The sequence below is a fragment of the Mycobacterium sp. IS-836 genome, assembly GCF_001954275.1.
GTDB lineage: Bacteria > Actinomycetota > Actinomycetes > Mycobacteriales > Mycobacteriaceae > Mycobacterium.
Genome location: NZ_MBEU01000062.1, coordinates 1 through 24,572, shown reverse-complemented (window position 1 = coordinate 24,572; position 24,572 = coordinate 1). Strand labels below are relative to the sequence as shown.

The following is a 24,572-nucleotide window of genomic DNA, read 5'->3' as shown; positions in this document are numbered from 1 at the left end:
CTTGCGGGTTTAGTAACTAGTTAAGCCAGGTCCTCAACGGACGCGGATTCGTTGCGGGACAGGTTGATTCCGAGATTCGCGGCGGCCCGCTCCAGGTCCTCGTCCTCACCCTCGCGCAGCTCAATCGCCGCGCCGTCGGACGAGAGCACCTCAACGTTGAGGCACAGCGACTGCAGCTCCTTGAGCAACACCTTGAACGACTCGGGGATGCCCGGCTCGGGGATGTTCTCGCCCTTGACGATCGCCTCGTAAACCTTGACCCGACCGACCGTGTCGTCGGACTTGATGGTCAGCAGCTCCTGCAGCGTGTACGCGGCACCGTAGGCCTGCATGGCCCAGCACTCCATCTCACCGAAGCGCTGGCCACCGAACTGTGCCTTACCACCGAGCGGCTGCTGGGTGATCATCGAGTACGGCCCCGTGGAGCGGGCGTGGATCTTGTCGTCCACCAGGTGGTGCAGCTTCATGATGTACATGTAGCCAACGGTCACCGGGTACGGGAACGGCTCACCGCTGCGGCCGTCGAGCAGCACCGCCTTGCCGTCCGCATCCACCAGCACTTCGTCGTCCCGGTTGGGCAGCGTGGCCGACAACAGCCCCTGCAGCTCGGCCTCCTGGGCACCGTCGAACACCGGCGTCGAAACGATGGCGTTCGGCTCCGCGTCCAGAAGCTCCTTGGGCAACTTGGCCGCCCAGTCGGGAACTCCGTTGGCGGTGTCGATCTTCCAGCCGCTGTGCGCGCACCAACCGAGGTGCGTCTCCAGGATCTGGCCGATGTTCATCCGTCGCGGCACACCATGGGTGTTCAGGATGATGTCCACCGGCGTGCCGTCCGGCAGGAACGGCATGTCCTCGACGGGCAGGATCTTGCCGATCACGCCCTTGTTGCCGTGCCGTCCGGCCAGCTTGTCGCCGTCGGAGATCTTGCGCTTCTGCGCGACGTACACGCGCACCAGCTCGTTCACGCCGGCCGGCAGTTCATCGTCGTCCTCGCGGGAGAACACCCGAATGCCGATCACCTTGCCGGACTCACCGTGCGGCACCTTCAGCGAGGTGTCGCGGACCTCCCGGGCCTTCTCACCGAAGATCGCGCGCAGCAGCCGCTCCTCCGGCGTCAGCTCGGTCTCCCCCTTCGGGGTGACCTTGCCGACCAGGATGTCGCCGTCACGAACCTCGGCGCCGATGCGGACGATGCCGCGTTCGTCGAGGTCGGCGAGCACCTCGTCGGAGACGTTCGGGATGTCCCGCGTGATCTCCTCGGCGCCCAGCTTGGTGTCGCGGGCGTCGATCTCGTGCTCCTCGATGTGGATCGAGGTGAGCACGTCCTCCTCAACCAGGCGGTTGGAGAGGATGATCGCGTCCTCGTAGTTGTGGCCTTCCCACGGCATGATCGCGACGAGCAGGTTCTTGCCCAGCGCCATCTCGCCGTTGTCGGTGCAGGGACCGTCGGCGATCACCTGGCCGGCCTCCACCCGGTCCCCAGCGTCCACGATCGGCGACTGATTGGCGCACGTGCCGTGGTTGGAGCGGGCGAACTTGCGCATCCGGTAGGTGTGCCGGGTGCCGTCGTCGGCCATCACAGTGATGTAGTCGGCGCTGACTTCCTCGATGACACCGGCCTTGTCGGCGACGACGACGTCGCCGGCATCGATCGCGGCACGCAGCTCCATGCCGGTACCCACCAGCGGTGCCTCGCTGCGCACCAGCGGAACCGCCTGACGCTGCATGTTGGCACCCATCAGGGCACGGTTGGCGTCGTCGTGCTCGAGGAACGGAATCATGGCCGTGGCCACCGACACCATCTGGCGCGGCGAGACGTCCATGTAGTCCACCTCGGACGAGGACACGTACTCGACCTCGCCCGCCTTGCGGCGGACCAGGACGCGCGCCTCGGTGAAGCGGCCGTCGTCGTCGATCGGCGAGTTGGCCTGCGCCACCACGTGGCGGTCCTCCTCGTCGGCGGTCAGGTATTCGATCTCGTCGCTGACCACACCGTCGACCACCTTGCGGTACGGCGTCTCGATGAAGCCGAACGGGTTGACCCGCGCGTATACCGAGAGCGACCCGATCAGACCGATGTTCGGACCCTCCGGGGTCTCGATCGGGCACATCCGGCCGTAGTGGGACGGGTGCACGTCGCGGACCTCCAGCCCGGCGCGCTCGCGCGACAGACCACCCGGGCCCAGCGCCGACAGCCGGCGCTTGTGCGTCAGACCCGACAGCGGGTTGTTCTGGTCCATGAACTGCGACAGCTGGCTGGTGCCGAAGAACTCCTTGATCGCGGCGACGACCGGCCGGATGTTGATCAGCGTCTGCGGCGTGATCGCCTCGACGTCCTGAGTGGTCATCCGCTCGCGGACGACGCGCTCCATCCGCGACATGCCGACCCGGATCTGGTTCTGGATCAGCTCGCCCACGGTGCGCAACCGGCGGTTGCCGAAGTGGTCGATGTCGTCGGTCTCCACCGGCACCTCGGTGCCGCCGGGGACGGTCATCGTGGCCTGCCCCTCGTGCAGGCGCACCAGGTATTCGATGGTGGCGACGACGTCTTCCTCGGTCAGCGTCGAGCTGGTGATCGGCTCACCGGCGTGCAGGCCGAGCTTCTTGTTGACCTTGTAACGGCCGACGCGGGCCAGGTCGTAGCGCTTCTCCTTGAAGAAGAGGTTCTCCAGCAGCGTCTGCGCGGACTCCTTGGTCGGCGGTTCGCCCGGACGCAGCTTGCGGTAGATGTCCAGCAGCGCCTCGTCGGTGCCGGCGGTGTTGTCCTTCTCCAGCGTGGACATCATGATCTCGGAGAAACCGAACCGCTCGGTGATCTGCTCGTTGCTCCAGCCGAGCGCCTTGAGCAGCACGGTGACCGGCTGGCGGCGCTTGCGGTCGATGCGCACGCCGACGGTGTCGCGCTTGTCGACGTCGAACTCCAGCCACGCGCCGCGGCTGGGAATCACCTTGACGCTGTGCAGCAGCTTCTCAGTGGACTTGTCGATCGACTCGTCGAAGTACACACCCGGTGAGCGCACCAGCTGGCTGACCACGACGCGCTCGGTGCCGTTGATGATGAACGTGCCCTTCTCGGTCATCATCGGGAAATCACCCATGAACACCGTCTGGCTCTTGATCTCACCGGTGTTGTTGTTGATGAACTCCGCCGTGACGAACAGCGGGGCCGCGTACGTCATGTCCTTGTCTTTGCACTCGTCGACCGGCGCCTTGACCTCGTCAAACCGGGGGTCAGAGAACGACAGGGACATCGAGCCGGAGAAGTCCTCGATCGGAGAGAGCTCGTAGAGCACCTCTTCGAGGCCGCCCACCGGCTTCACATCTCCGCGTGCCGACGCGGCCTCGCGCCAGCGCGGCGAGCCGATCAACCACTCGAACGAGTCGGTTTGCACGTCAAGAAGCCCCGGAACCTCGAGCGGTTCGCGGAGCTTAGCGAAGGAAATTCGGTTGGGTGCTCCAGGAACGGAGCCATTGGTGGAACTTTTTTGGCGACGCTTGCTCTGGCGGGAATCTGCCAAGATGCATCCTTCCAGCACCTCGTGCGACTCACGAGAACCGGGGCCACCGGGCCTGTTCGCCGCGAATTGTGTCGGTTAGGCCGGCGAACGATCTGCCCAGATCTCACGCGCGCAACTAAATAGCTGGGCCGAAGAAGGGGCTCAGGCTAAGACCACGGTGTCGAGTGGCGGGTGAGGTGGGCAGGAGGTAGCCAGCGCAACGTCCAACAATAGCGCAGGCGCGCGCATTCCTCAAGTACCCATCCAGGGAACATCGGCGCTGGCTGGCATCTTGCGTTCCCGACGGCACATGCTGCCCAACAGACTGACCCGTTTACGCCCCGCCGTCAAGAGGAAGAGCGGCAAGTTGCGCGAAGTTATCGTGAAAACTTCGGGTCGCGGCTTATCGGGCGCGCGCGGCGACGAAACCCGCCGAACCGTGCTGGTCGCGCAGTTGCCTTCGGCGGTGCCGCGCGCTAGCCGCCGAACTCGTTCGCCTGGTATTTGTGAGTGCCCTCGAGATCGTCGAGGATCGCTGCCTGGGCGTTCTTGGGCAGGGTGTGCAGGATCTCGCGCACCCGGGCCTGGCGCCGCGCGACCGCCTTGCGCTCGGGCATGCCGGGAGTCGCGACGATCTGGGGCGGTACGCCCTCGATCTCCTCGACGCCGCCGGAGTGGTGACCCGCGTCGACCATGGCCTGCTCTTCGGCCATGGTGGCCTCGTCCTTTTCCTCCGACATACCGATCGGCCCGATGCGGCGGCCGTTGAGGAACTGCCGCACCACGGGCTCGTCGCTGGTCAGCAAGACCTCGCGGGGACCGAACATCACCAGATGCTTGCGGAACAGCATGCCCATGTTGTCCGGCACGGTGCGGGCGATGTTGATGTTGTGCGTGACGATCAGGATGGTTGCGTCGATCTGGGCGTTGATGTCGAGGATCAGCTGGCTCAGGTAGGCGGTACGGACGGGGTCGAGACCCGAGTCGGGCTCGTCACACAGGATGATCTGCGGGTCGAGCACCAACGAGCGGGCCAGGCCCGCGCGCTTGCGCATACCGCCGGAGATCTCCCCGGGGAACTTCTTTTCGTCACCACCAAGACCGACCATTTCCAGCTTCTCCATGACGATGTCACGGATTTCGCTTTCCTTCTTCTTGGTGTGCTCGCGCAACGGGAACGCCGTGTTGTCATACAGATTCATCGAGCCGAACAGGGCGCCGTCCTGAAACATGACGCCGAACAGCGTGCGGATCTCGTAGAGCTCCTTGGCCGAACATTCGATGATGTCGGTGCCGTCGATCATGATCGAGCCGCGTTCCGGACGCAGCAGACCGATGAGGGACTTGAGGAACACCGATTTGCCGGTACCCGACGGCCCCAGCAGGACGCTGACCTCCCCGGCGGGGATATCCAACGTCACGTCTTCCCAGATCCTCGAGGAACCGAAGGACTTCGTGAGTCCATTCACCTCGATAGCGACGCCCATGGGGAATCCTTCCGTCGACGCTCGTGCCCGCAACCTGCCCGTTTGTTGTGGCTTGAGTCACTGTAGCGCACGCCCGAGGCGCCGCATCAGGGTTGCACAGCACCCGGGGGAAAAATTACCCAACTCGAGATCAGCGCTGACCACGCTGGTCAACACGTGTCTAAGCCGGCGTTAGCTGGCCGGCGCCCAGTTGCCGTGGAAGCCCATGGGCACCCGCTGCGGCAGATGCACCGTCGCTACCGGCTCGAGAGTCTGCGCATCCAACAAGATCAGCTGGCCTTCGTCGCGGCCGCGGTGGTAGCCGTAGCCCATCAGGATGCCGTCGTCCTCGCCGGTGTTCCGCGGGTCGGCGCCGGGGTTGGGCACAAAAGACATCTCGCCGATCAAAAGGGCGGGGTCCAGGGCGGCCACCGTGCTGGATCCCGTCGCGTAGTCATGCTTGTACAGCGCGGTGGACATGTCGGACGCGCCGCCGGAGAGATACCCGCCGTCCACGCCGACGGTGTAGCCGAACCGGTGCGGCCCCCCAAGCAGGGTCTCGTTGATGCGCGGAAACTCCTGCGGCCGATCGTCGCGGCGTTCGCTTGCCACCGCACCGGTCGCCAGGTTGATGGTCCAGCGGTCGAGCGTCGGCCGGCTGTCGCCCGGACCACGAAGGTCCCGGTCGAACATCCGCGAGTAGCGGACCACATCGAGCACCAAAACCTCTGTGCCGTCCCGCATCTCGGAGTAGGCATTGAGCGGGTGGTAGACGTAGCAGGGTTCGACGTCGAACCAGCGGACGTCGTTGTTGCCGCCCTCGCGCGGCATGACTCCGATGCGCGCCGGATAGTTGGCGTTCCACCGGTAGGGCATTTTGTTGAACGGCAGCGGGTTGCGGTTGATCATCGTCGCGATCGGGCTAGGGATGCGGACCCGACCGAGCAACGACTGCAGTACCAGCCGGGTCGGCGAGTTCAGCCAGCGCGGCACCTCCACTGGCACGATCTGAATCGGGTCGAACGTCACCGGCAGGTCGTAGATCACCACATATTTGTCGGTCAGCGAGAAGTCGTGCATCATCGGCGACCCGCTGACCTCGATGTCCACGGTCCGCCGCGCCCGTCCCTGGGTGTCGATCACCGAGTACTGCACGGTCCGTCCGCGTGCGAATGAGTAAGACAGCGCGTGCAATTCGCCGGTCCCCGGGTCGCGGTGCGGATGCGCGGTGAAACCACCGAACAGGGTTCCGTCGAAATCGCACGGCCCCACGGTGTCCAGGTCGTCAGTGAGCACGTAGTTGGCGCCCCCTCCCTCGACGAGCGCTAATGTCCGGCCGCCGTGGGCCAGCACGTTGGTGTTGGGGCCCACCGACAGCATTCCGATCCGCGGGTCCAGTCCCGTGGGCGCCGGTTCACCCAACGCGGCGCATACGGGCGGAGTACGCACCCAGCGGTTGCGGTACCAGCACGCCTTGCCGTCGCGCAGCGCGACGCCGTGCACCATGCCGTCGCCGCTGAACCAGTGGTAGATGGCCGGGTCGACCTCCGCGGCCGGGTTGGGCCCGTTGCGCAGGTAGCGCCCGTCGAGGTGTTCGGGGATGTGCCCCGTGACCGGCAAGTCGGTCGCGGTCACTTCGGCGCTCACCGGCGCCAGGAAGCCCTCGAGGTACGGGTTGCGGGACTTGACAGTTTGCGCGGCGGTCACGGCTGAGCTCCTATAACATTGTTATTTCGCTGTTATTGGCAACGTACGCTCCCGATGAGAAGATGGCAAGGATGACGTCGCAGACGGAACGGACCGTGCGGGACGAGCTGCTCCACGCGGCCGTCTGCCTGCTCGACGACAACGGGCCCGACGCGCTGCAGACCCGCAAGGTGGCCGGTGCCGCCGGGACCTCGACGATGGCGGTGTACACGCACTTCGGCGGGATGCGCTCGCTGATCGCCGAGGTCGCGCAAGAGGGGCTGCGTCAGTTCGACACGGCGCTGACGGTGCCTCAGACGGCCGACCCGGTGGCGGATCTGATGGCCGTCGGGGCCGCCTATCGCCGCTATGCCATCGAACGGCCGCACATGTACCGGCTGATGTTCGGCAGTACCAGCGCACACGGCATCAACGCGCCCGCGGGGAACGTCCTGACGCTGACCATCTCCGAGATCGAGCAGCATCAACCCAGCTTCGCGCACGTCGTGCGCGCTGTGCACCGGTCGGTGCTGGCGGGTCGAATCACCGCGTGCTCGGCCGACGACGACGCCTCGGTTGTGGCGACCGCGGCCCAGTTCTGGGCGCTGATACACGGGTTCGTAATGCTGGAACTGGCCGGTTTCTATGGCAACGAAGGCGAGGCCGTCGGGCCGGTCCTTGGTGCGATCACGACGAATCTGCTTGTCGCCCTGGGAGATTCACCCGAGCGGATCGAGCAGTCGCGCCACGCGGCAATCCGCGTCGGCTAGGCAGACGAAACCCCCGGGCCTGCCGAGGAAAGTCCGGGGGTTTCGTGCAGTGAACTACTTGACGGTGACGGTGGCGCCGGCGGCCTCGAGCTTGGTCTTGGCCTCGTCGGCGGCCTCCTTGGCGACCTTCTCCAGCAGCGGCTTGGGGGCGCCGTCGACCAGGTCCTTGGCCTCCTTGAGGCCCAGGCCGGAGACGATCTCGCGGACAACCTTGATCACGCCGATCTTCTTGTCGCCGGCGGCCTCGAGGATGACGTCGAACTCGGACTGCTCCTCGGCGGCCTCCGCCGGTGCGCCACCGGCGGCGGGGCCGGCAGCGGCAACCGCGACGGGCGCGGCCGCGGTGACCTCGAAGGTCTCCTCGAACTTCTTGACGAAGTCCGAGAGCTCCAACAGGGTCATTTCCTTGAAGACGTCGAGCAGGTCGTCGGTTGAGATTTTTGCCATGGTGTGGGTCCTTCCTGGGTTGGTTTGGGTTGGGTTATTCGGCTTCAGCCGATGTCTCGGTGGATGCTTCGGCGGTCGGTTCGGCGGGTGCTTCTGCGTCCGGTTCGGCGGGTGCTTCGGCAGCCGGTTCGGCGGGTGCTTCGGCGGCGGGTTCGGCCGGCTTCTTTTCCTGTAGTGCGGCCAACAGGCGAGCGACCTGCGAGGCGGGCGCGTTGAACAGGCCGGCCGCCTTGGCGAGGTTGCCCTTCATCGCGCCGGCCAGCTTGGCCAGCAACACCTCGCGGGACTCCAGGTCGGCGATGCGCTCGACCTCGGCAACCGTCAACGGGTGGCCATCCATGTAGCCGCCCTTGATGACCAGCGCCTTGTTGTCCTTGGCGAACTTCTTGAGGGCCTTGGCGGCGTCAACCGCCTCACCGGTGACGAACGCGATGGCCGTCGGGCCGACGAACAGCTCGTCGAGACCCTCGATCCCGGCTTGCGACGCCGCACGCTTGATCAGCGTGTTCTTGGCCACCGAGTAGGTGGCCGACCCCGCCAGAGACCGCCGCAGCTCGGCCAAGTTGGCCACCGTCAGCCCGCGGTATTCGGTGATCAAGGTGGCCGTCGAGCCGGTGAACTGCTCGGCGATGTCTGCAACGGCGGTGGCCTTGTCAGCCTTGGCCATGCATACCTCCTGAGGTGAAAGTCCTAGTGCGACTTGTGGTCTGTGATCACCGGAGAACGACGAACGCCCCGGCGCAGGAAGCGGCCGGGGCGTTGAAATGCGCCGGCGCACGCCGGCGGTAATGCCTCGTCCTCCTGCGTGGGCCGCCGGGATGTTCCCGGACCTTCAACCGATTGCTCGGTGACCGACGGTCTTCGGTGGATCGGCAACCACAATAGCGTGACCACCCGCGATCAGCCAAAACGGCTCCGCTCAGGTGACGGGGTCGACCTCACTCCGGGTACGCGGTGAGCCCCGCCAGCCGGGCCGCGCCGACTAGACCCGCCTCGCCGCCAAGCTCTGCCGGCACCACACGCAGGCCGTGCAGAAAATCCAGTCCGGCGTAGTCGGCCAGTGCCGCGCGCAGTGGGTCGAAAAGCACGCGACCGGATTTCGCCACGCCTCCCCCGATGACGACGAGGTCGAGGTCGCAGACCGCCGCCACCGAGGCGATCATCGCCGCCAGCGCGGTGCCGCCCCGGTGGAACGCCCGCAGCGCCACGGCCTCGCCGCGCGCCGCCCCATCGGCCAGCTCCAGGGCGCCGGCACCGGGCGGCGCGGACCAGCCATTGGCCCGGGCCCAGCGCGCCAACGACGGGCCGGCCGCGACGGTCTCGACGCAGCCGCGGCCACCACAGGTGCAGGGCCGGCCGTCCGGGTCGACGACCACGTGACCGACGTGGCCGGCGTTGCCGGTGCGACCGGCGTAGGGGACGCCGTTGAGCACCAACCCGCCGCCCACCCCGGTGGACACCACCATGCCCAGCAGGAAGCGCGCCCCGCGTCCGGCGCCGCGCCAGTGCTCGCCCAACGCCATGCACGTGCCGTCACCACCCAGCCGCACAGGCACACCGGGCACCGCTGCCGCGACGCGGTCCCGCAGCGGGAACCCGCGCCAGGACCCGATGTTGATCGGGCTGACGCACCCGGTGTGCAGGTCGATCGAACCGGCCGACGCGATGCCCACCGCGGCGACCCCGCCGCCGGCCGCGTGGAGGGCGTCGGCGATCGATGCCGCGACCGCGGCCCAGATCTCCTCGGCGGACACGCCCTGCGGCGTGGGGCGGATGGCCGTGTGTACCAGCGCACCGTCGTCGTCGGCCAAGCCGACGGCGATCTTGGTGCCGCCGATGTCCAGGCAGAGGGTGAGCATGGGCGATCAGTGCCGGTGGGTGTTGTCGGGCTGGTGGGGATCGCCGGGATGCTCGTAGCCGGGAGCGAGCCGCACCAGCTCCGCTGTGCGCGCGTCGAGCCACACCCGGAAGGCGCGCCGCCGGGCGGCGCCGCGCAGATGCTCGGCGATCGCGGACCGCACCTGTCCCAGCGGCGGGCCGACCCGCGACGGGGCGCGCCAGCCGTGGCGGCCCGGGCGCGGCGCGGCGAACCGCAGCGGGTTGCGGGCGTGGTAGTCGGCCACGTCTTGGTCGCTGACCCGGACCGCGGCGGTGACGTCGGCGAACAGGGCCCGCGCGGCCGGATCGGCCAGCGCGGCCGCGGCCACGCTCCCGATCTCCAGCCGGGCCGTGTCGTCGGGCAGTAGCTCCGTCTCGGCCGGGGCGTCCCCCGCGGTCAGACCGCGCGCGGCCACCTCGACCGCGACGACTCGTTCGGTCACGATCAATTGGGTGAGCCAGCGCCGCAGCTGCCGTCCCTCGCTGGTGCCGCCGGCGGGCAGCGCGGCCGCGCGCGGGCCGCGGCGCAACCGCGCCTCGCGGGCGTCGACCTCGTCGACCCCAATCGGCGTGCCGGCGACGGTCGCGACCAGTCGGGCGCTCACTTCACCGTCACCTTCACCGCCGGGGAGTAGACGAGCCGGCCGGCGCAGCCGACTCGGACCAGCGCCCACCACTGGCCGGGTTCAAGCCATGCCGGCGGGGTGACGGCGAACGCGAGCTCGACCGTGCCGCGTGCGGGCAGGACCGCGCCGAGCGCGGGCGGGCCGATCCACTCCCAGGTGCCCCACGGGCTGATCAGATGCGCCTCCAGCGCGACCCCGGCGCAGGCGTGGGTGCCGACCGTGACGGTCAATCGGGCCGTGTCGCCGGCCCGCAGCGTGACGTCGGCGGGCCCGTCGACGAGGTAGAGCAGATCGGCGAGGTCGACCTCGTCCATGCCGACGGCCACCACCGCCACGTCCTCGACCGCCTGGTGCCACGCGGCCGGCACCGAATCCCCGGCGAGGCGCAGCTGGGCGCGGATCGGGTAGAGGCCGGGCGGTGCGCTCGCCGGAATGTCCACCACCGCGTCGGTCTCGCGATACTCGCCGCTGCACAGCGTGAACGGCCGCTCGGTGGGCGTGGCCGACCAGCCGTCCGGACACACCACGGCCACCGCGCCCGCCAGCGCGGAATCGCTGCAGTCGCTGGCCGCGGTGAGCCGGAACACCGCCTTCTCGCCGGGCCGCGCGGTGGCGAGGCGCGGGTGCAGGTGGGCGACCGCGGGCAACCCGCCGAGCGGAGCCGGTCCGCGATTGTGCAGCCAGTAACGCGCGTAAAGCGGCTGGGCGGTCTCGGCGTTCGGGGCCAGCGCGACGGCCCGGCCGTCGCCGCGGGAGGACGGCACGTCGAGCCGGGCCAGCACCGTGGCGACTTGATAGCCGCCCAGGTCGATCGATCGTTTTCGTCCCCGCGGCGTTTCCAGCAGGTCCGCGAGCTCGAGCGCACTCACCTTGCCCAGCGCCGAACCGATGCCGACGCGGGTGGGGGTGCCGCGGGTTTCCACCAGCCGCAGGGCCACCGCACCGGGGTCGACCGGCTTCGCGCTGCCCGCGGTCAGCGGGTTCCCTGCCGCCTTGAGCGCCGCGAGGTGCACCGAGTCGGCGGGCTCGACTCGCAACAGCGATCCGGTCGGCGGCAGCTCGCCCCGCCCTTCGCCCGCGACGACGGCAAGCAGTGGGTGGGAGTACTGCGCGCTGCGGGCCGGCATTCCGGCACGCCGCCAGTCCCCTTCGCCGCCCACCAGCGCGTAGTCGAAATCGTGTGTCCAGTGCTGCAGTTGGAAGTTCGTGCCGTCGGGCGCGGTGCGGCGGGGCCCGTCGATCCAGACGCCGGACGGCCAACCGGTGCACGAGCGCATCAGCGCGGTGTGCAGGGTGCCTTCGGTGTCGACGGCGAAGCTCGGAACGCCGCGGTTGAGGAGCGCGACGGTTCGGGCCTCGAAGGGTTCCATCGCCGCCGGCGCCTGCTGGGCGACCTCGATTTCGGCGTCATCGAGATCCGTTGCCACCGAGGCGATTTCGTCGCTGAGGGTGGTGTCGTCGGAGCCGGCGATCACGAGCACCGGCAGGGCGCGGACCCCGCGCAGGTCGGCGCCGGGCACCCATACGTGAGCCAACGGCGTTGCCGCCGGCACCCACACGCGGGCCCGGCCGGTCTCGGCAAGCTGGCGTTCGAGTTCGGCAGTGTAGTCCGGATCCGCCTCGGCGAGTACGGCTTTGGTGAAGGCGTTGCGGCCGGGCCCGCCCAGGGCGATTCGCACGTCGGGCAGATTGGAGTCGACGGCGAGGTGGCCGTAGCGAGGTTGGTCGGCGCCGCTGCAGGTAGCCGTGACGCCGGCGCGGACCAGCGCGACCATCAGCTCGCGGGCTGGCGGTCCGGACGTCGTCTCGGCCGGCGAGACCACCTCGGCCACGGACACCGCGCGCACGGCGGAATTCGAAACGCGGACCCGGGCCGCCGACGAAAGCCCGAACCAGCCGTAGGCCGGGTTGTCCAGCGTCCACAAGTAGCGCGCGGTGTCCACGGACTCCGACCCGTCGTGCAGCAGGGCGAAACCCCGCCCGATGACGGCGTCACCCACCTCGCTGACCGGCACGGCGCCCGGAACCGGGCACGGCCAGCGCAGGCGCAACAAGCGGTCTTCCCCGGTGAACTCGTCGATGGTGGTCCGGCAGTCCACCCGCGCGACGCCCCGCCACAGGGTGATGGTTTGGGTGTAGCGCAGCAGGGTGCCGATGCCGCCTCGCACCACGAGCCGCTGACCGAGCGGCCCACTGTAGGCCCGGACCCGCGCGGGCGATTCCGACGAGCAGACCACCGGCCCCTTGGGCAGCAGATGCCACGGGCCCTCGCCCTGTCTCGGGTGCGCCGGGTATTCCTCGTAGACGGCAAGCTCGTTGCCCACCCGGCCGGCCGCGATCAGCTGGCGGCCGTCCTGAACCAGCGAGGAGACCGCCCCGCCGCGCGCCGGGTCGACCGCCAGCCGGTAGTGCTCGTTGGCGATCTCGGATCCGGGCACCGGTTCCCAGCCGGCCGGTTCGCCGCCAGGCGCCAGCCGATAGGCCCGCCAGCCCAGCGAGGGCACATCGCTCGCCAGCCAGGCGACCGAGCGGCCGTCGTGCTCGACGTGCGCGGGCAGCTCGACGCCATCGGGGCCCAGCACCCGCACCCCCGCCGCGAGCGGCGGGTCGAGCCGGGCGGTGACGATGTCGGTGCGCCGGTGTGCCAGCGGATTCCACACCACGACCGAACGTCCGCCGGTATCGATCGCGCTGGACAGCAACGCCAGCGAGTTGTCGCGGGCCGCCCGGCCCAGCTCCCACGCGTCGCGCCAGCCGGTCAGCAGGTCGAGGTACACCTGGTCGGATTCCGAGCCGGTGATCGCGTCGTGGTGCGCGCCGTAGGCCAGCTGCACCCACGCCTTGGCCAAGGCGGCCTGGGGGTACTCGGCGCCGGTCATCAGCGCGGCGAACACCGCGAAACGCTCGGCGTCCAGGACGGCGTTCTCGGCGGCCCGGTTGGCTTGTTTCGTGTCGATGTATGACACGTCCTTGCCGGTGTAGATCGGGTTCATGTCGCGGGTCTGAGGCGACGGCGCACACCCCCGCTCGGCGAGTTCGGCGCGCACCGCCGCGAAAAACTCCCGCGGCAGCGCGCAGACGAATCGCGGCCAGGTGTAGCGCCGGGCCCAGTCGCGGTGGATCGCGGTGACCCACTTGTTCGGCGGCGTGTAGTCGGTGCCCACCGGCAGCAGCACATTGCGCGTCAGCGCGACCCTCTTGAGCTGACGGAATAACCGGTAGGTCGCGTCCTGCGCCTCCTGCAGACTCGTCGACGAGTCCATCCCCCAGCCCGCGCCGTAGTGCGCGGGCATGTAGTGGGTCAGCAGGCCGCGACCCGACGGCGCGATCCACTCGAACTCGCTGCAGAACTGCATGCCTTCGACACCGCCGGAGTGGGTCGGGCCCCACTGGTGGTGCGGCCCGCGCGCCCACGAACTCGATGTCAGCCCGGCATCGGCGGCCATTCCGGGAAATTGCGGATCGTGGCCGAATACGTCGAGCTGCCATGCGGTGGCCGGATCGGCGCCGAGCACGTCGCGCTGAAAGCCTATGCCGTGCACCAGGTTCCGGATCGTCGTTTCCGGCCCGGTGAGATTGGTGTTGGGTTCGTTGTAGGTGCCGCCCATCACCTCGACGCGGCCCTCGGCGAGGAAGCGGCGCAAATCGGCGCGGTCCTCGGGCCGGGCGTCCCAGTACGGCTTGAGGTAATCCACCTCGGCCAGAACGAACTTGTACTCGGGCTCGCGGCGGGCCATCTCCAGGTGTGCGTGCACCAGTTCGAAGGCGTTGGCCTGCCGGTCCGGCGGGTCCGCGGCCCATTCGCTGGTATAGGCGCCCTGCGTGTTCCACCACACCGGGTCGTAGTGGAAGTGGCTGATCATGTACATCGTCCACCCGGGCTCGGCGACGACGAACTCGAACGGTGTGCCCGCGCGCCCGGTGTGCACGCGCGCGGCGCGATGCTGACCGACGACGGGACGCTCGACGGCGACCGGAACCTCGATGATGTCGGCGCCTGCGTCGGCGACCGCCTCCCCCCGAAGACCGTCGCCGTCGATGCGGACCCGCGTCGGCCCGGCCACCCCGGCAAGGCTGACACGCACCAGTTGCGACGGCGCGTCCGGCGGCCCGACGAAAAGCTCGGTGGACTCCGCCGAAATCACCTGCATGTCCGCACTTTACGCGGCCAGCGCCGCGATATGGCCGTCGCGTAGGGACGACTGTCACCGGCTGATGGAAAGCTCGGTGCCATGGCAGATCTGACCACCCAACTGGTCGACCAGCTCGACTGGCACTGGCGCAACCAGCTGCGCCCTCGCCTCGACGGCCTGACCGACGACGAGTACTTCTGGCAGCCGGTGCCCAACTGTTGGACCGTGCATCCCGACGGGTCGATCGACTTCGCGTTTCCGGCGCCCAGCCCCGCACCGTTCAGCACGATCGCGTGGCGCATGGCACATGTCATCGTCGGCGTGTTCGCGATGCGCGCCCATCACCATTTCGGCGGACCGCCCGCCGACTATCAGAGTTGGGACTACGCGACCGGCGCCGGCACCGCGCTGCGGCAACTAGACGAGACGTACGCGGCGTGGATCAACGGCGTACGGTCGCTGTCCGCCGCCGACCTGACCCGCCGCTGCGGCCCGGCCGAAGGGCCCTACGCCGACTACCCGCTGAGCGAGCTGGTGTTGCACATCAATCGAGAAGCGATCCACCATGGTGCCGAAATCGCCTGCCTCCGAGACCTGTACCTGCACAGCCACACCATTCAGGAGGATTGAGAATGCCCGCACTGGCCCCGCCCGTCGCCGATGAACGCAGCGCCCTGCGCGAATACTTGGCTTTCCACCAAAGCGCCTACTTCGCCGTGTCGTACGGCCTGACCGACGAGCAGGCCCGGTCCTCCCCCACGGTCAGTGCGCTTTCGATCGGCGGGTTGGTCAAGCACGCCACCGCGATGCAGCGCACCTGGATGGCGCGCGTCGCCGCCGCGCCGGATGAACCGCCGAAAGACACTCGCCCGTTCGAGCAGATCGCCCAGGAATTCGGCGAGCAGCACGTGATGCGGCCCGACGAGACCCTGGACGGGCTGCTGCGGGCCTTCGAAGCGCAGAACGAGAAATCGCTGCGACTGGTGGAAACCGCGGATCTCGACGCCGCCGTGCCCGTTCCGCAAGACATCCCTTGGTTCCCCAAAAACCAGCCGGCCTGGTCGGTGCGCTGGGTGATCCTGCACGTGATCAACGAGCTGGCCCGGCACGCCGGGCATGCCGACATCATCCGGGAAACCATCGACGGCGCCACCATGTACGAATTGATTGCCGGCCTGGAGAACTGGCAGATCGAGGGCTGGGTACAGCCCTGGAAAGCAAAGTGAGTGCGCTCACACCGAATTGGGACTTGACACCGCCGGTTTGGCAGACTGCTGGAATGAGTTCTACCAAACACCGCGAGGTGGCCAGGCTCGACCGCGTGCCCTTACCGGTCGAAGCGGCCCGGGTGGCAGCCACCGGTTGGCAGGTCACCCGCACCGCGGCTCGCGTCGTCACCAAGCTGCCGGGCAGGGGCCCGTGGCAGCAGAAGGTGATCAAGCAGCTCCCACAGACCTTTGCCGATCTGGGGCCGACGTACGTGAAGTTCGGGCAGATCATCGCGTCCAGCCCCGGGGCGTTCGGCGAGTCGCTGTCCCGCGAATTCCGCGACCTGCTCGACCGCGTGCCGCCGGCCGACAAGGACGAGGTGCACAAGCTGTTCGCCGAGGAGCTCGGCGCCCAGCCGTCGGAGTTGTTCGCCAGCTTCGACGAAGAACCGTTCGCGTCGGCGTCCATCGCCCAGGTGCACTACGCGACCCTGCACAGCGGCGAGGACGTCGTCGTCAAGATCCAGCGGCCGGGCATCCGCCGCCGCGTCGCCGCGGACCTACAGATCCTGAAGCGCTTCGCGCAGACGGTGGAACTGGCCAAGCTCGGCCGGCGGTTGTCCGCCCAAGACGTGGTCGCCGACTTTTCCGACAACCTCGCCGAGGAACTGAACTTCCGCCTCGAGGCGCAATCGATGGAGGCCTGGGTCTCCCACTTGCACGCCTCGCCGCTGGGCCGCAACATCCGGGTCCCCCAGGTGTACTGGGACCTGACGACCGACCGGGTGCTGACGATGGAGCGGGTGCACGGCATCCGCATCGATAACGCCGCCGCCATCCGCAAGGCCGGGTTCGACGGCACCGAGCTGGTCAAAGCGTTGCTGTTCAGCCTGTTCGAGGGCGGTCTGCGGCACGGGCTGTTCCACGGCGACCTGCACGCGGGCAACCTCTACGTCGACGACCAGGGGCGCATCGTCTTCTTCGACTTCGGCATCATGGGCCGCATCGACCCGCGCACCCGCTGGTTGCTGCGCGAACTCGTGTACGCGCTGCTGGTGAAGAAGGACCACGCCGCGGCCGGCAAGATCGTCGTGCTGATGGGCGCCGTCGGCACCATGAAGCCCGAAGCCCAGGCCGCGAAGGACCTGGAGCGCTTCGCCACGCCGCTGACCATGCAGACGCTGGGCGAGTTGTCCTACGCCGACATCGGGCGCCAGCTTTCCGCACTGGCCGACGCCTACGACGTCAAGCTGCCCCGCGAGCTGGTGCTGATCGGCAAGCAGTTCCTCTACGTCGAGCGGTACATGAAGCTGCTCGCGCCCAAGTGGCAGATGATGTCGGATCCGCAGCTGACGGGATACTTCGCGAACTTCATGGTCGAGGTCAGCCGCGAGCACCAGACCGACGTGGAGGTCTAGTGCAGATCCGCAGCGGCTACGCGACAGCGGGGGCCACCTCGCGCGGCGCCTCGAGCGACCTGAAGCTCTACTACGAGGACATGGGCGACATCGCCGACCCACCCGTGCTGCTGATCATGGGCCTGGGCGCGCAGCTGCTGCTGTGGCGAACGGCGTTCTGCGAGAAGCTCGTTGGGCAGGGCCTGCGGGTGATCCGCTATGACAACCGCGACGTCGGCCTGTCCAGCAAGACCGAGCACCGCAGCTCCGGACAGCCGCTGGTGACGCGGCTGGCCCGCTCTTGGCTCGGCCTGCGCAGCAACGCGGCATACACGCTGGAAGACATGGCCGACGACGCCGCGGCCCTGCTCGATCACCTGGGTCTCGAGCACGCCCACATCGTCGGGGCATCGATGGGCGGCATGATCGCCCAGGTTTTCGCGGCACGCTTCCCGAAGCGGACGAAAACGTTGGGAATCCTGTTCTCCAGCAACAACTCGCCGTTCCTGCCGCCGCCGGCCCCGAGCGCGTTGCTCGCGCTGCTCAAGGGTCCACCGCGGAACGCGCCGCGCGATGTGATCATCGACAACGCGGTGCGCGTCAGCAATATCATCGGCAGCCCCCGCTACCGCATGCCCGAAGAGCAGGTTCGCGCCGACGCGGCCGAGGGGTACGACCGCAACTACTACCCGCAGGGCATCGCCCGCCATTTCGCCGCAATCCTGGCCAGCGGCAGCCTGGCACCCTACGACCGCCGCATCGCCGCACCGACCGTGGTGGTCCACGGCCGCTCCGACAAGCTGATGCGGCCCTTTGGTGGCCGGGCGATCGCGCGCGCCATCAGCGGCGCTCGGCTAATCTTGTTCGACGGCATGGGCCATGACCTACCTCAGCAACTGTGGGATCCGCTGATCAGCGTGCTGACTAGTAACTTCGCCGAGGCCCGCTAAATCCCCGACCGCGCGGCGTTTAGGGTATCCCTGCCGAATTTCACACGCGTCTCACAGGGTTGATACCGTTGGCGTTGGGAGGATGTCTGGTAATGGCGGAGCTGAAGCCGTATTACGAAGAGTCGCAAGCAACCTACGACATTTCTGACGACTTCTTCGCGCTCTTTCTCGACCCCAACATGGTGTACACCTGCGCCTACTTCGAAAACGACGACATGACGCTGGAAGAGGCGCAGCTCGCCAAGCTGGATCTGGCGCTGGACAAGCTGAACCTCGAACCCGGCATGACGCTGCTCGACGTAGGTTGCGGCTGGGGCGGGGCGCTGGTCCGCGCGGTCGAGAAGTACGACGTCAATGTCATCGGGCTCACGCTGAGCCGCAATCACTACGAGCGCAGCAAGGCCCGGCTGGCCGAAATCCCCACGACGCGCCATGCTGAGGCGCGGCTGCAGGGCTGGGAAGAGTTTGACGAGCAAGCCGATCGGATCATGAGCTTCGAGGCCTTCGACGCGTTCAAGAAGGAACGCTGGCCCGCGTTCTGGGATTGGGCCTACAAGACCCTTCCCGATGACAGCCGGATGCTGATGCACAGCATCTTCACGTATCCGCAGTCGCAGTGGAAGGAGCGCGGCATCCCGATCACGATGACGGACCTGCGCTTCTTCCACTTCCTCGGCACCGAAATCTTTCCCGGCGGCCAGATGTGCGGCGAACGCGACATCGTCGATTTGGCGCAAGAGAGCGGTTTCTCGATCGAGAAGATCCAATATCTCCAGCCGCATTACGCACGGACCCTGGACACGTGGGCGGCCAATCTGCAGGCCAATCGCGAACGCGCCATCGCCGTCCAGTCCGAAGAGGTCTACAACCGCTTCATGCGCTACCTGACCGGCTGCGCGGAACTTTTCCGCAAGGGGATCTCGAACGTAGCGCAGTACACGCTCACCAAATAGCTTTAATGACGGGGGCACCACGCCATGGCCGAGAAACTGACGCCGCACTTTGCCGACGTGCAGGCGCACTACGACCTCTCTGACGACTTCTTCCGCCTCTTCCTAGACCCAACGCAGACGTACAGCTGCGCGTACTTCGAGCGCGACGACATGACGCTGGAAGAGGCCCAGATCGCCAAGATCGACCTGGCGCTGGGCAAGCTGGGCCTGCGGCCGGGCATGACGTTGCTCGACGTCGGCTGCGGCTGGGGCGCCACCATGCGGCGGGCCATCGAACGCTACGACGTGAATGTCGTCGGCTTGACGTTGTCAAAGAACCAGGCCGCCCATGTGCAGAAGATGCTCGACGAGATGGACACCCCCCGCAGCAAGCGGGTGTTGCTGAACGGCTGGGAACAGTTCGACGAGCCCGTCGACCGGATCGTGTCGATCGGCGCGTTCGAGCACTTCGGCCACGAGCGTTACGACGACTTCTTCCGCATGGCCCACGCCGTCCTGCCCGCTGACGGGGTGATGCTGCTGCACACGATCACCGGGCTGACGCCGCAGGAGTGCACTGAACAGGGCATCCCCCTGACGTTCGAAATGGCCCGCTTCATCAAGTTCATCGTCACCGAGATCTTCCCGGGCGGCCGGTTGCCGTCGATCGAGAAGGTCGAGCAGCATTCGTCGAAGGCGGGCTTCACGCTGACCCGCCGGCAGTCGCTGCAGCTGCACTACGCCAGGACCCTCGACTTGTGGGCCGAGGCGCTCCAGGCGCACCGGGACGAGGCCATCGCGATCCAGTCCGAAGAGGTCTACGAGCGGTACATGAAGTACCTGACCGGCTGCGCCAAGGCATTCCGCACCCGCTACGCCGACGTCAACCAATTCACCCTGGAGAAGTAGCGCGCATTTTTATAGAGATGTGACTGAGCTCAAACCAACCCGTGGCCAGGGCGTGTGGGCGACGAATCGGATTTCCGACTAAGATTCCCCCTGATCAAGTTCGCCGTGGGGGGCAGCTGGCGACGCGCCTGTTGCCCGGCTCCACGAAAGGACCCATTCGCGCACCATGGACAATCTCGACGCCGTCATAGTCGGTGCAGGTTTCGGGGGGATTGGCACAGCCATCCAGCTGAAGCGGCTTGGATACGACAACATCGTCATCCTCGATCGCGACTCGGATCTGGGCGGAACCTGGCACGTCAACCATTACCCCGGCCTGGCCGTCGACATCCCTTCCACCACCTACTCGTATTGGTTCGAGCCCAATCCGTACTGGTCGCGGCTGTTCGCGCCGGGCGCCGAACTGAAGCAGTATGCCGAACGTGTCGCCGACAAGTACGACGTGCGCCGCCACATGCGATTCAACGCGACGGTCGAGAGCTCAAGTTGGGATGAGGACCAGCGGTTATGGCAGGTGGCGCTGGCCGACGGCACGAGCCTGGCGACACGCTTTCTGATCACCGCGACAGGCTTCCTGTCCCAGCCACACACCCCCGACATCCCTGGAATGGAGACTTTCGAAGGCAAGGTCATCCACACCACCGCGTGGGACAACGACTACGAGTTCGACGGCCGTCGGGTCGGAATCATCGGTACCGGGGCGACCGCGGTTCAGTTGATACCCGAGCTGGCCGCCAAAGTCGCCGAGCTGACGGTGTACCAGCGGACGGCGATCCATGTGGTGCCCAAGATCGACTTCGCGATCCCGGTTTGGCTTCAGCAGGTATTCGCTCGGGTGCCGCTGGTGCACCGGGCCTTCCGGCTGGTCACCGACACGCTCTTCGAGTTGATGATGGTGACCGGTGTGCTGCACTACCGGCAGTTCCGGCGGCTGAACATAGCCGCGGCGGATCTTGCCAAGATCAACCGGTTCATCTCGGTCCGCGATAAGGAACTGCGGCGCAGACTGACGCCCGACTACGACTTCGGCTGCAAGCGACCCACCTGGTCCAACAGCTATTACCGGACCTTTACCAAGCCGCATGTGCATCTCGAGACCAACAGCATCGAGCGGATCGAGCCCGACGGTATCGTCACCGCCGACGGGCGCAAGACCGTCATCGACACGCTGGCGCTGGCCACCGGTTTTGATCTCTGGAACACCAACTTCCCGGCCATCGAGGTGATCGGGCGCCAAGGCCGCAACCTGGGGAAGTGGTGGCGCGAGAACCGGTTCCAGGCCTACGAGGGGGTGTCCATTCCGTACTTCCCCAACTACTTGAGCTTGGCCAGTCCGTTCGCCTTTTCCGGCCTGTCGTTCTTCAACACGATGGAATACCAGATGCGGCACATGGACCGGCTGTTCGGGGAAATGCAGCGCAGAGGAGCGACGGAATTCGAGGTGACCGAGGAAGCGAATGCGCGCTTCCTGGACCGGATGACCGACCTTCTCGACAACACGGTGTTCTACGCGGGCGACTGCGCCACTTCGCGCTCCTACTATTTCAACCCCGATGGCGAGGCGACACTGCTGCGCCCCACGTCGACGCGCAACGCGGTACGTGAAGGATCACGATTCCCGCTGAGCGATTACCAGTTCCGCTGACCGGCCGCGCCCCGGCAAAATTCGGTCTGTGCCGGTCAAACCCCAGCGCCCTATTCGGTATCGTTTGACACCGACCGAGATGCGTGCCTGCCGCAGGCAATGACCATCATCCAGGAGAAAAAGAAGAAAATGGCTGATCAACCGGCTAGCCCGACCAAGATACGGACGGCTCCCGAGGACATTCAGGCGCACTACGACGTCTCGGACGACTTCTTCGCCCTGTTCCAGGACCCGACCAGGACCTACAGCTGCGCTTACTTCCAGCGCGACGACATGACGCTGGAAGAGGCGCAGTACGCCAAGATCGACCTGAACCTGGACAAGCTGGACCTCAAGCCGGGCATGACCCTGCTGGACATTGGCTGCGGCTGGGGCACCACCATGAAGCGCGCAGTCGAGCGGTTCGACGTCAACGTCATCGGCCTGACGTTGTCCAAGAACCAGCACGCCCGCTGCGAGCAGGTGCTAGGGGCTCTGGACACGAACCGGTCGCGCCAGGTGCGCCTGCAGAACTGGGAGGACTTCAACGAGTCCGTCGACCGCATCGTGTCGATCGAGGCGTTCGAGCACTTCGGGCACGAGAACTACGACGACTTCTTCAAGAGGTGCTTCGACATCATGCCCGAGGACGGCCGGATGACCGTCCAGAGCAGCGTCAGCTACCACCCGTACGAGATGGCGGCCCTCGGCAAGAAGCTGACCTTCGAGACGGCCCGTTTCATCAAGTTCATCATCACCGAAATCTTCCCGGGTGGCCGGCTGCCGTCCACCCAGATGATGGTCGACCACGGCGAGAAGGCGGGTTTCGTAGTGCCCGAGCCGCTTTCGCTGCGCCCGCACTACATCAAGACGCTGCACATCTGGGGCGACACGCTCGAGTCCAACAGAGACAAGGCCATCCAGGTCACCTCCGAAGAGGTCTACAACCGCTACATCAAGTACCTGCGGGGCTGCGAGCACTACTTCACCGAGGAGATGCTGGACGTCAGCCTGGTGACTTACCTGAAGCCGGGGGCCGCCGCCTAATTTTCGGTGGTTGTCGGATCGGTGCTGCGGCATTCGTCGAACAGGTCGAGAGTGGAGCACGAGGCTTCGCTCACGACCGGAGGTGACGAACATGCAGTATTTCGCGCTGTTAATCAGCCAGGAGCAAGACCGCGCACCTGAGGATGCGGCGACCGCGATGGCGGCGTGGGAAGCCTTTCACGCCCAAGCCGGCCCCGCGATCAGATCCGGCGACGCGCTGGCACCCGCCGCCGCGGCGGTGACGATCACGGGCGGCCCGGACGCGCCGATGGTCACCGACGGGCCCTTCGCCGAGGCCGCAGAGGTGGCCTGCGGCTTCTACGTGTTCGAAGCGGAAAACCTCGACGAGGCGTTGGCACTGGCGCGTGACGTCCCGCTCGCCACGTTCGGGGCCGTGGAGGTGTGGCCGACAGTCCACTCAATTGAGCTGTCGCGCAAGCTCACCGGCAACGACTGGCTCGCACTGCTGCTGGAACCGCCCGAATCGGCGCACACACCGGGCACACCGGAGTGGGAGGCAGTGGCGGCAAAGCACGCTGATCTGCACGCGGCCGCGGGCGACCACATCATCGGCGGCGCCGCGTTGCACGACCGGACCACGGCGACGACGGTGCGGGTGCGCGACGGCGAGGTCCTGATCACCGACGGGCCATACGTGGAAGGCGCCGAGATAGCCACCGGGATCTACCTGCTGAGCGCCGCGGATCGCGACGAGGCCGTCAAGCTCGCTTCGATGATCCCCGCCTCGACCGTGCAGGTGCGGCAGCTGGCCGGGATCTCCGCGCTCTAGCTCGCCAGTGACAGGCCTGGACGGCGTCTTCCGCCGGGAATGGGGACCGGCCGTCGCCGCGCTCGCGCGGTGGTCCGGGGACCTCACCGTCGCCGAGGACGCCGTCCAGGAGGCCTGCGCCGAGGCGCTGCGGACCTGGCCACGTGACGGCGTGCCCGACAGTCCCGGCGGGTGGCTGGTGACCGTCGCCCGCAACCGCGCCCGCGACCGGCTGCGTCGCGAATCCATCCGTCCCGGAAAGGAATTGGCGGCGATGGTCGACGAGATCAGGGCCCGGACCGACCGGGTGGACGTCCACCCGGTCCGTGACGACGAGTTGCGGATGATTTTCACCTGCGCGCACCCGGCGCTGGACCGGCAGTCGCAGCTGGCGCTGACGCTGCGGTTGGTGTCCGGGTTGACCGTCGCCGAGATCGCCCGGGCCCTGCTGCAGACCGAACCCGCCATCGGCCAGCGAATCACGCGCGCCAAGAACAAGATCCGGCACGCCAACATCCCGCTGCGGGTGCCGCCGGCCGAGCTGCTTGCCGAGCGCACACCGCACGTGCTCGGTTGCATCTACTCGGTGTTCACCGAGGGCTATTGGTCGACGGCGGGACCGTCGGCGATTCGAGACGAGCTGTGCGACGAGGGAATTCGGTTGGCTGGAGAATTGTGTGCGCTGATGCCCGACGAGCCCGAGGCGCATGCCCTGGCGGCACTGATGCTGCTGCACGATTCGCGACGGGCGACCCGGGTGGACGACGCCGGCATGCTGGTGCCGCTCGAGGATCAGGACCGCCGCCGTTGGGACCGCGGCCGCATCGCGCGCGGGCTGGAGCGGTTGCGGGCGGCCGAGGGATCGACGGGCGCCTACCTGCCGCAGGCGGTGATCGCGGCGCTGCACGCGACGGCCCCGTCCTGGGAGCAGACCGACTGGGTCGCGATCTGCGCCGCCTACGACCGGCTATGGCGGATGACCGACTCCCCGGTCGTCGGCGCCAATCGCGCGCTGGCGATCGGCTTTCGCGACGGCCCGGGGGCGGGCCTGGCCGCGCTGGAGAAGGTGGCGCACGATCCCCGGCTGGCCCGATCCAATCTCGTCGCGACGGTGCGCGCCGATCTGCTGCGGCGCGCCGGCCGGCCGGCCGCGCCCCGGGGGGGGGGGGGGGGGGGCGCCGCGCCGGCGGGGGGGGGGGGGGGGGGGGGGGGCGGGAGGGGGGGGGGGGGGGG

General features: G+C 67.5%; 19 protein-coding genes. 11 read left to right on the top strand and 8 right to left on the bottom strand.

The window, feature by feature from the left end; all coding sequences use genetic code 11:
- Nucleotides 1-20: 20 nt before the first annotated feature.
- The 3 genes from A5747_RS16615 to A5747_RS16605 form a co-directional block, all read right to left on the bottom strand.
- The gene (locus A5747_RS16615) at nucleotides 21-3,518 is read right to left on the bottom strand and encodes a DNA-directed RNA polymerase subunit beta (protein WP_142245624.1); all 3,498 of its coding nucleotides are present in this window, start codon (nucleotides 3,516-3,518) and stop codon (nucleotides 21-23) included.
- 455 nt (nucleotides 3,519-3,973) lie between these two features.
- Complete coding sequence (locus tag A5747_RS16610) at nucleotides 3,974-4,984, bottom strand: ABC transporter ATP-binding protein (RefSeq protein WP_076126157.1); 1,011 nt, start codon at nucleotides 4,982-4,984, stop codon at nucleotides 3,974-3,976.
- A gap of 171 nt (nucleotides 4,985-5,155) precedes the next feature.
- A complete protein-coding gene (locus A5747_RS16605; RefSeq protein ID WP_076126154.1) occupies nucleotides 5,156-6,670 on the bottom strand; it encodes a carotenoid oxygenase family protein in 1,515 nt (504 codons plus the stop codon).
- 71 nt (nucleotides 6,671-6,741) lie between these two features.
- Between A5747_RS16605 and A5747_RS16600 the strand changes: the two genes are divergently transcribed.
- Nucleotides 6,742-7,419, top strand: coding sequence for a TetR/AcrR family transcriptional regulator (locus A5747_RS16600; RefSeq protein ID WP_198938211.1), 678 nt, complete (start codon nucleotides 6,742-6,744; stop codon nucleotides 7,417-7,419).
- Nucleotides 7,420-7,473: 54 nt separating this feature from the next.
- Here the strand turns inward: A5747_RS16600 and rplL are convergent, their stop codons facing one another.
- The 5 genes from rplL to A5747_RS16575 form a co-directional block, all read right to left on the bottom strand.
- Complete coding sequence (rplL, locus tag A5747_RS16595; RefSeq protein ID WP_076061444.1) at nucleotides 7,474-7,866, bottom strand: 50S ribosomal protein L7/L12; 393 nt, start codon at nucleotides 7,864-7,866, stop codon at nucleotides 7,474-7,476.
- 34 nt (nucleotides 7,867-7,900) lie between these two features.
- The gene (gene rplJ, locus A5747_RS16590; RefSeq protein ID WP_076126150.1) at nucleotides 7,901-8,533 is read right to left on the bottom strand and encodes a 50S ribosomal protein L10; all 633 of its coding nucleotides are present in this window, start codon (nucleotides 8,531-8,533) and stop codon (nucleotides 7,901-7,903) included.
- 271 nt (nucleotides 8,534-8,804) lie between these two features.
- On the bottom strand, nucleotides 8,805-9,725 hold the full coding sequence (locus A5747_RS16585; RefSeq protein ID WP_076126147.1) for an ROK family protein: 921 nt from the start codon (nucleotides 9,723-9,725) through the stop codon (nucleotides 8,805-8,807).
- 6 nt (nucleotides 9,726-9,731) lie between these two features.
- The gene (locus A5747_RS16580; protein ID WP_139333527.1) at nucleotides 9,732-10,397 is read right to left on the bottom strand and encodes a malonyl CoA-ACP transacylase; all 666 of its coding nucleotides are present in this window, start codon (nucleotides 10,395-10,397) and stop codon (nucleotides 9,732-9,734) included.
- Nucleotides 10,346-14,521 carry an NEW3 domain-containing protein gene (locus A5747_RS16575; RefSeq protein WP_076126142.1) on the bottom strand — a complete coding sequence of 1,392 codons (4,176 nt, stop codon included), beginning with the start codon at nucleotides 14,519-14,521 and terminating at the stop codon, nucleotides 10,346-10,348. The genes A5747_RS16580 and A5747_RS16575 overlap by 52 nt, the downstream gene beginning before the upstream one ends.
- An 81-nt stretch (nucleotides 14,522-14,602) precedes the next feature.
- Here A5747_RS16575 and A5747_RS16570 point away from each other — a divergent pair, with 81 nt between their 5' ends.
- From A5747_RS16570 to A5747_RS16525, 10 genes are all read left to right on the top strand, one after another.
- Nucleotides 14,603-15,133, top strand: coding sequence for a DinB family protein (locus A5747_RS16570; RefSeq protein ID WP_076126140.1), 531 nt, complete (start codon nucleotides 14,603-14,605; stop codon nucleotides 15,131-15,133).
- A 2-nt stretch (nucleotides 15,134-15,135) separates the two neighbouring features.
- Nucleotides 15,136-15,729: a DinB family protein gene (locus A5747_RS16565; protein WP_076126138.1), complete on the top strand. Its 594-nt coding sequence runs from the start codon at nucleotides 15,136-15,138 to the stop codon at nucleotides 15,727-15,729.
- A gap of 53 nt (nucleotides 15,730-15,782) precedes the next feature.
- Nucleotides 15,783-17,129: an AarF/ABC1/UbiB kinase family protein gene (locus A5747_RS16560; protein WP_175611368.1), complete on the top strand. Its 1,347-nt coding sequence runs from the start codon at nucleotides 15,783-15,785 to the stop codon at nucleotides 17,127-17,129.
- Nucleotides 17,129-18,058: an alpha/beta fold hydrolase gene (locus A5747_RS16555; RefSeq protein ID WP_076126135.1), complete on the top strand. Its 930-nt coding sequence runs from the start codon at nucleotides 17,129-17,131 to the stop codon at nucleotides 18,056-18,058. Before A5747_RS16560 ends, A5747_RS16555 begins: the two co-directional genes overlap by 1 nt.
- A gap of 92 nt (nucleotides 18,059-18,150) precedes the next feature.
- Nucleotides 18,151-19,011, top strand: coding sequence for a cyclopropane mycolic acid synthase family methyltransferase (locus A5747_RS16550; RefSeq protein WP_076126133.1), 861 nt, complete (start codon nucleotides 18,151-18,153; stop codon nucleotides 19,009-19,011).
- A gap of 24 nt (nucleotides 19,012-19,035) precedes the next feature.
- A complete protein-coding gene (gene mmaA2 / locus A5747_RS16545; RefSeq protein ID WP_076126131.1) occupies nucleotides 19,036-19,899 on the top strand; it encodes a cyclopropane mycolic acid synthase MmaA2 in 864 nt (287 codons plus the stop codon).
- A gap of 166 nt (nucleotides 19,900-20,065) precedes the next feature.
- Nucleotides 20,066-21,544, top strand: coding sequence for an NAD(P)/FAD-dependent oxidoreductase (locus A5747_RS16540; protein WP_076126129.1), 1,479 nt, complete (start codon nucleotides 20,066-20,068; stop codon nucleotides 21,542-21,544).
- Nucleotides 21,545-21,673: 129 nt separating this feature from the next.
- Nucleotides 21,674-22,570 (top strand): hydroxymycolate synthase MmaA4, encoded by an 897-nt coding sequence (gene mmaA4, locus A5747_RS16535; RefSeq protein ID WP_076126490.1) that lies wholly within the window; start codon nucleotides 21,674-21,676, stop codon nucleotides 22,568-22,570.
- 91 nt (nucleotides 22,571-22,661) lie between these two features.
- Nucleotides 22,662-23,360 (top strand): YciI family protein, encoded by a 699-nt coding sequence (locus A5747_RS16530; protein ID WP_076126127.1) that lies wholly within the window; start codon nucleotides 22,662-22,664, stop codon nucleotides 23,358-23,360.
- Nucleotides 23,361-23,367: 7 nt separating this feature from the next.
- A partial coding sequence (locus tag A5747_RS16525) for an RNA polymerase sigma factor (protein ID WP_142245623.1) occupies nucleotides 23,368-24,572 on the top strand: 1,205 nt, incomplete at its 3' end.

Excerpts from the sequence above, each read along its gene's own strand:
- A5747_RS16610 (WP_076126157.1), bottom strand. The coding sequence starts at position 4,984 with ATGGGCGTCGCTATCGAGGTGAATGGACTCACGAAGTCCTTCGGTTCC.
- A5747_RS16600 (WP_198938211.1), top strand. The coding sequence starts at position 6,742 with ATGACGTCGCAGACGGAACGGACCGTGCGGGACGAGCTGCTCCACGCG.
- rplL (WP_076061444.1), bottom strand. The coding sequence starts at position 7,866 with ATGGCAAAAATCTCAACCGACGACCTGCTCGACGTCTTCAAGGAAATG.
- rplJ (WP_076126150.1), bottom strand. The coding sequence starts at position 8,533 with ATGGCCAAGGCTGACAAGGCCACCGCCGTTGCAGACATCGCCGAGCAG.
- A5747_RS16585 (WP_076126147.1), bottom strand. The coding sequence starts at position 9,725 with ATGCTCACCCTCTGCCTGGACATCGGCGGCACCAAGATCGCCGTCGGC.
- A5747_RS16575 (WP_076126142.1), bottom strand. The coding sequence starts at position 14,521 with ATGCAGGTGATTTCGGCGGAGTCCACCGAGCTTTTCGTCGGGCCGCCG.
- A5747_RS16570 (WP_076126140.1), top strand. The coding sequence starts at position 14,603 with ATGGCAGATCTGACCACCCAACTGGTCGACCAGCTCGACTGGCACTGG.
- A5747_RS16565 (WP_076126138.1), top strand. The coding sequence starts at position 15,136 with ATGCCCGCACTGGCCCCGCCCGTCGCCGATGAACGCAGCGCCCTGCGC.
- A5747_RS16560 (WP_175611368.1), top strand. The coding sequence starts at position 15,783 with ATGAGTTCTACCAAACACCGCGAGGTGGCCAGGCTCGACCGCGTGCCC.
- A5747_RS16550 (WP_076126133.1), top strand. The coding sequence starts at position 18,151 with ATGGCGGAGCTGAAGCCGTATTACGAAGAGTCGCAAGCAACCTACGAC.
- mmaA2 (WP_076126131.1), top strand. The coding sequence starts at position 19,036 with ATGGCCGAGAAACTGACGCCGCACTTTGCCGACGTGCAGGCGCACTAC.
- A5747_RS16540 (WP_076126129.1), top strand. The coding sequence starts at position 20,066 with ATGGACAATCTCGACGCCGTCATAGTCGGTGCAGGTTTCGGGGGGATT.
- mmaA4 (WP_076126490.1), top strand. The coding sequence starts at position 21,674 with ATGGCTGATCAACCGGCTAGCCCGACCAAGATACGGACGGCTCCCGAG.
- A5747_RS16530 (WP_076126127.1), top strand. The coding sequence starts at position 22,662 with ATGCAGTATTTCGCGCTGTTAATCAGCCAGGAGCAAGACCGCGCACCT.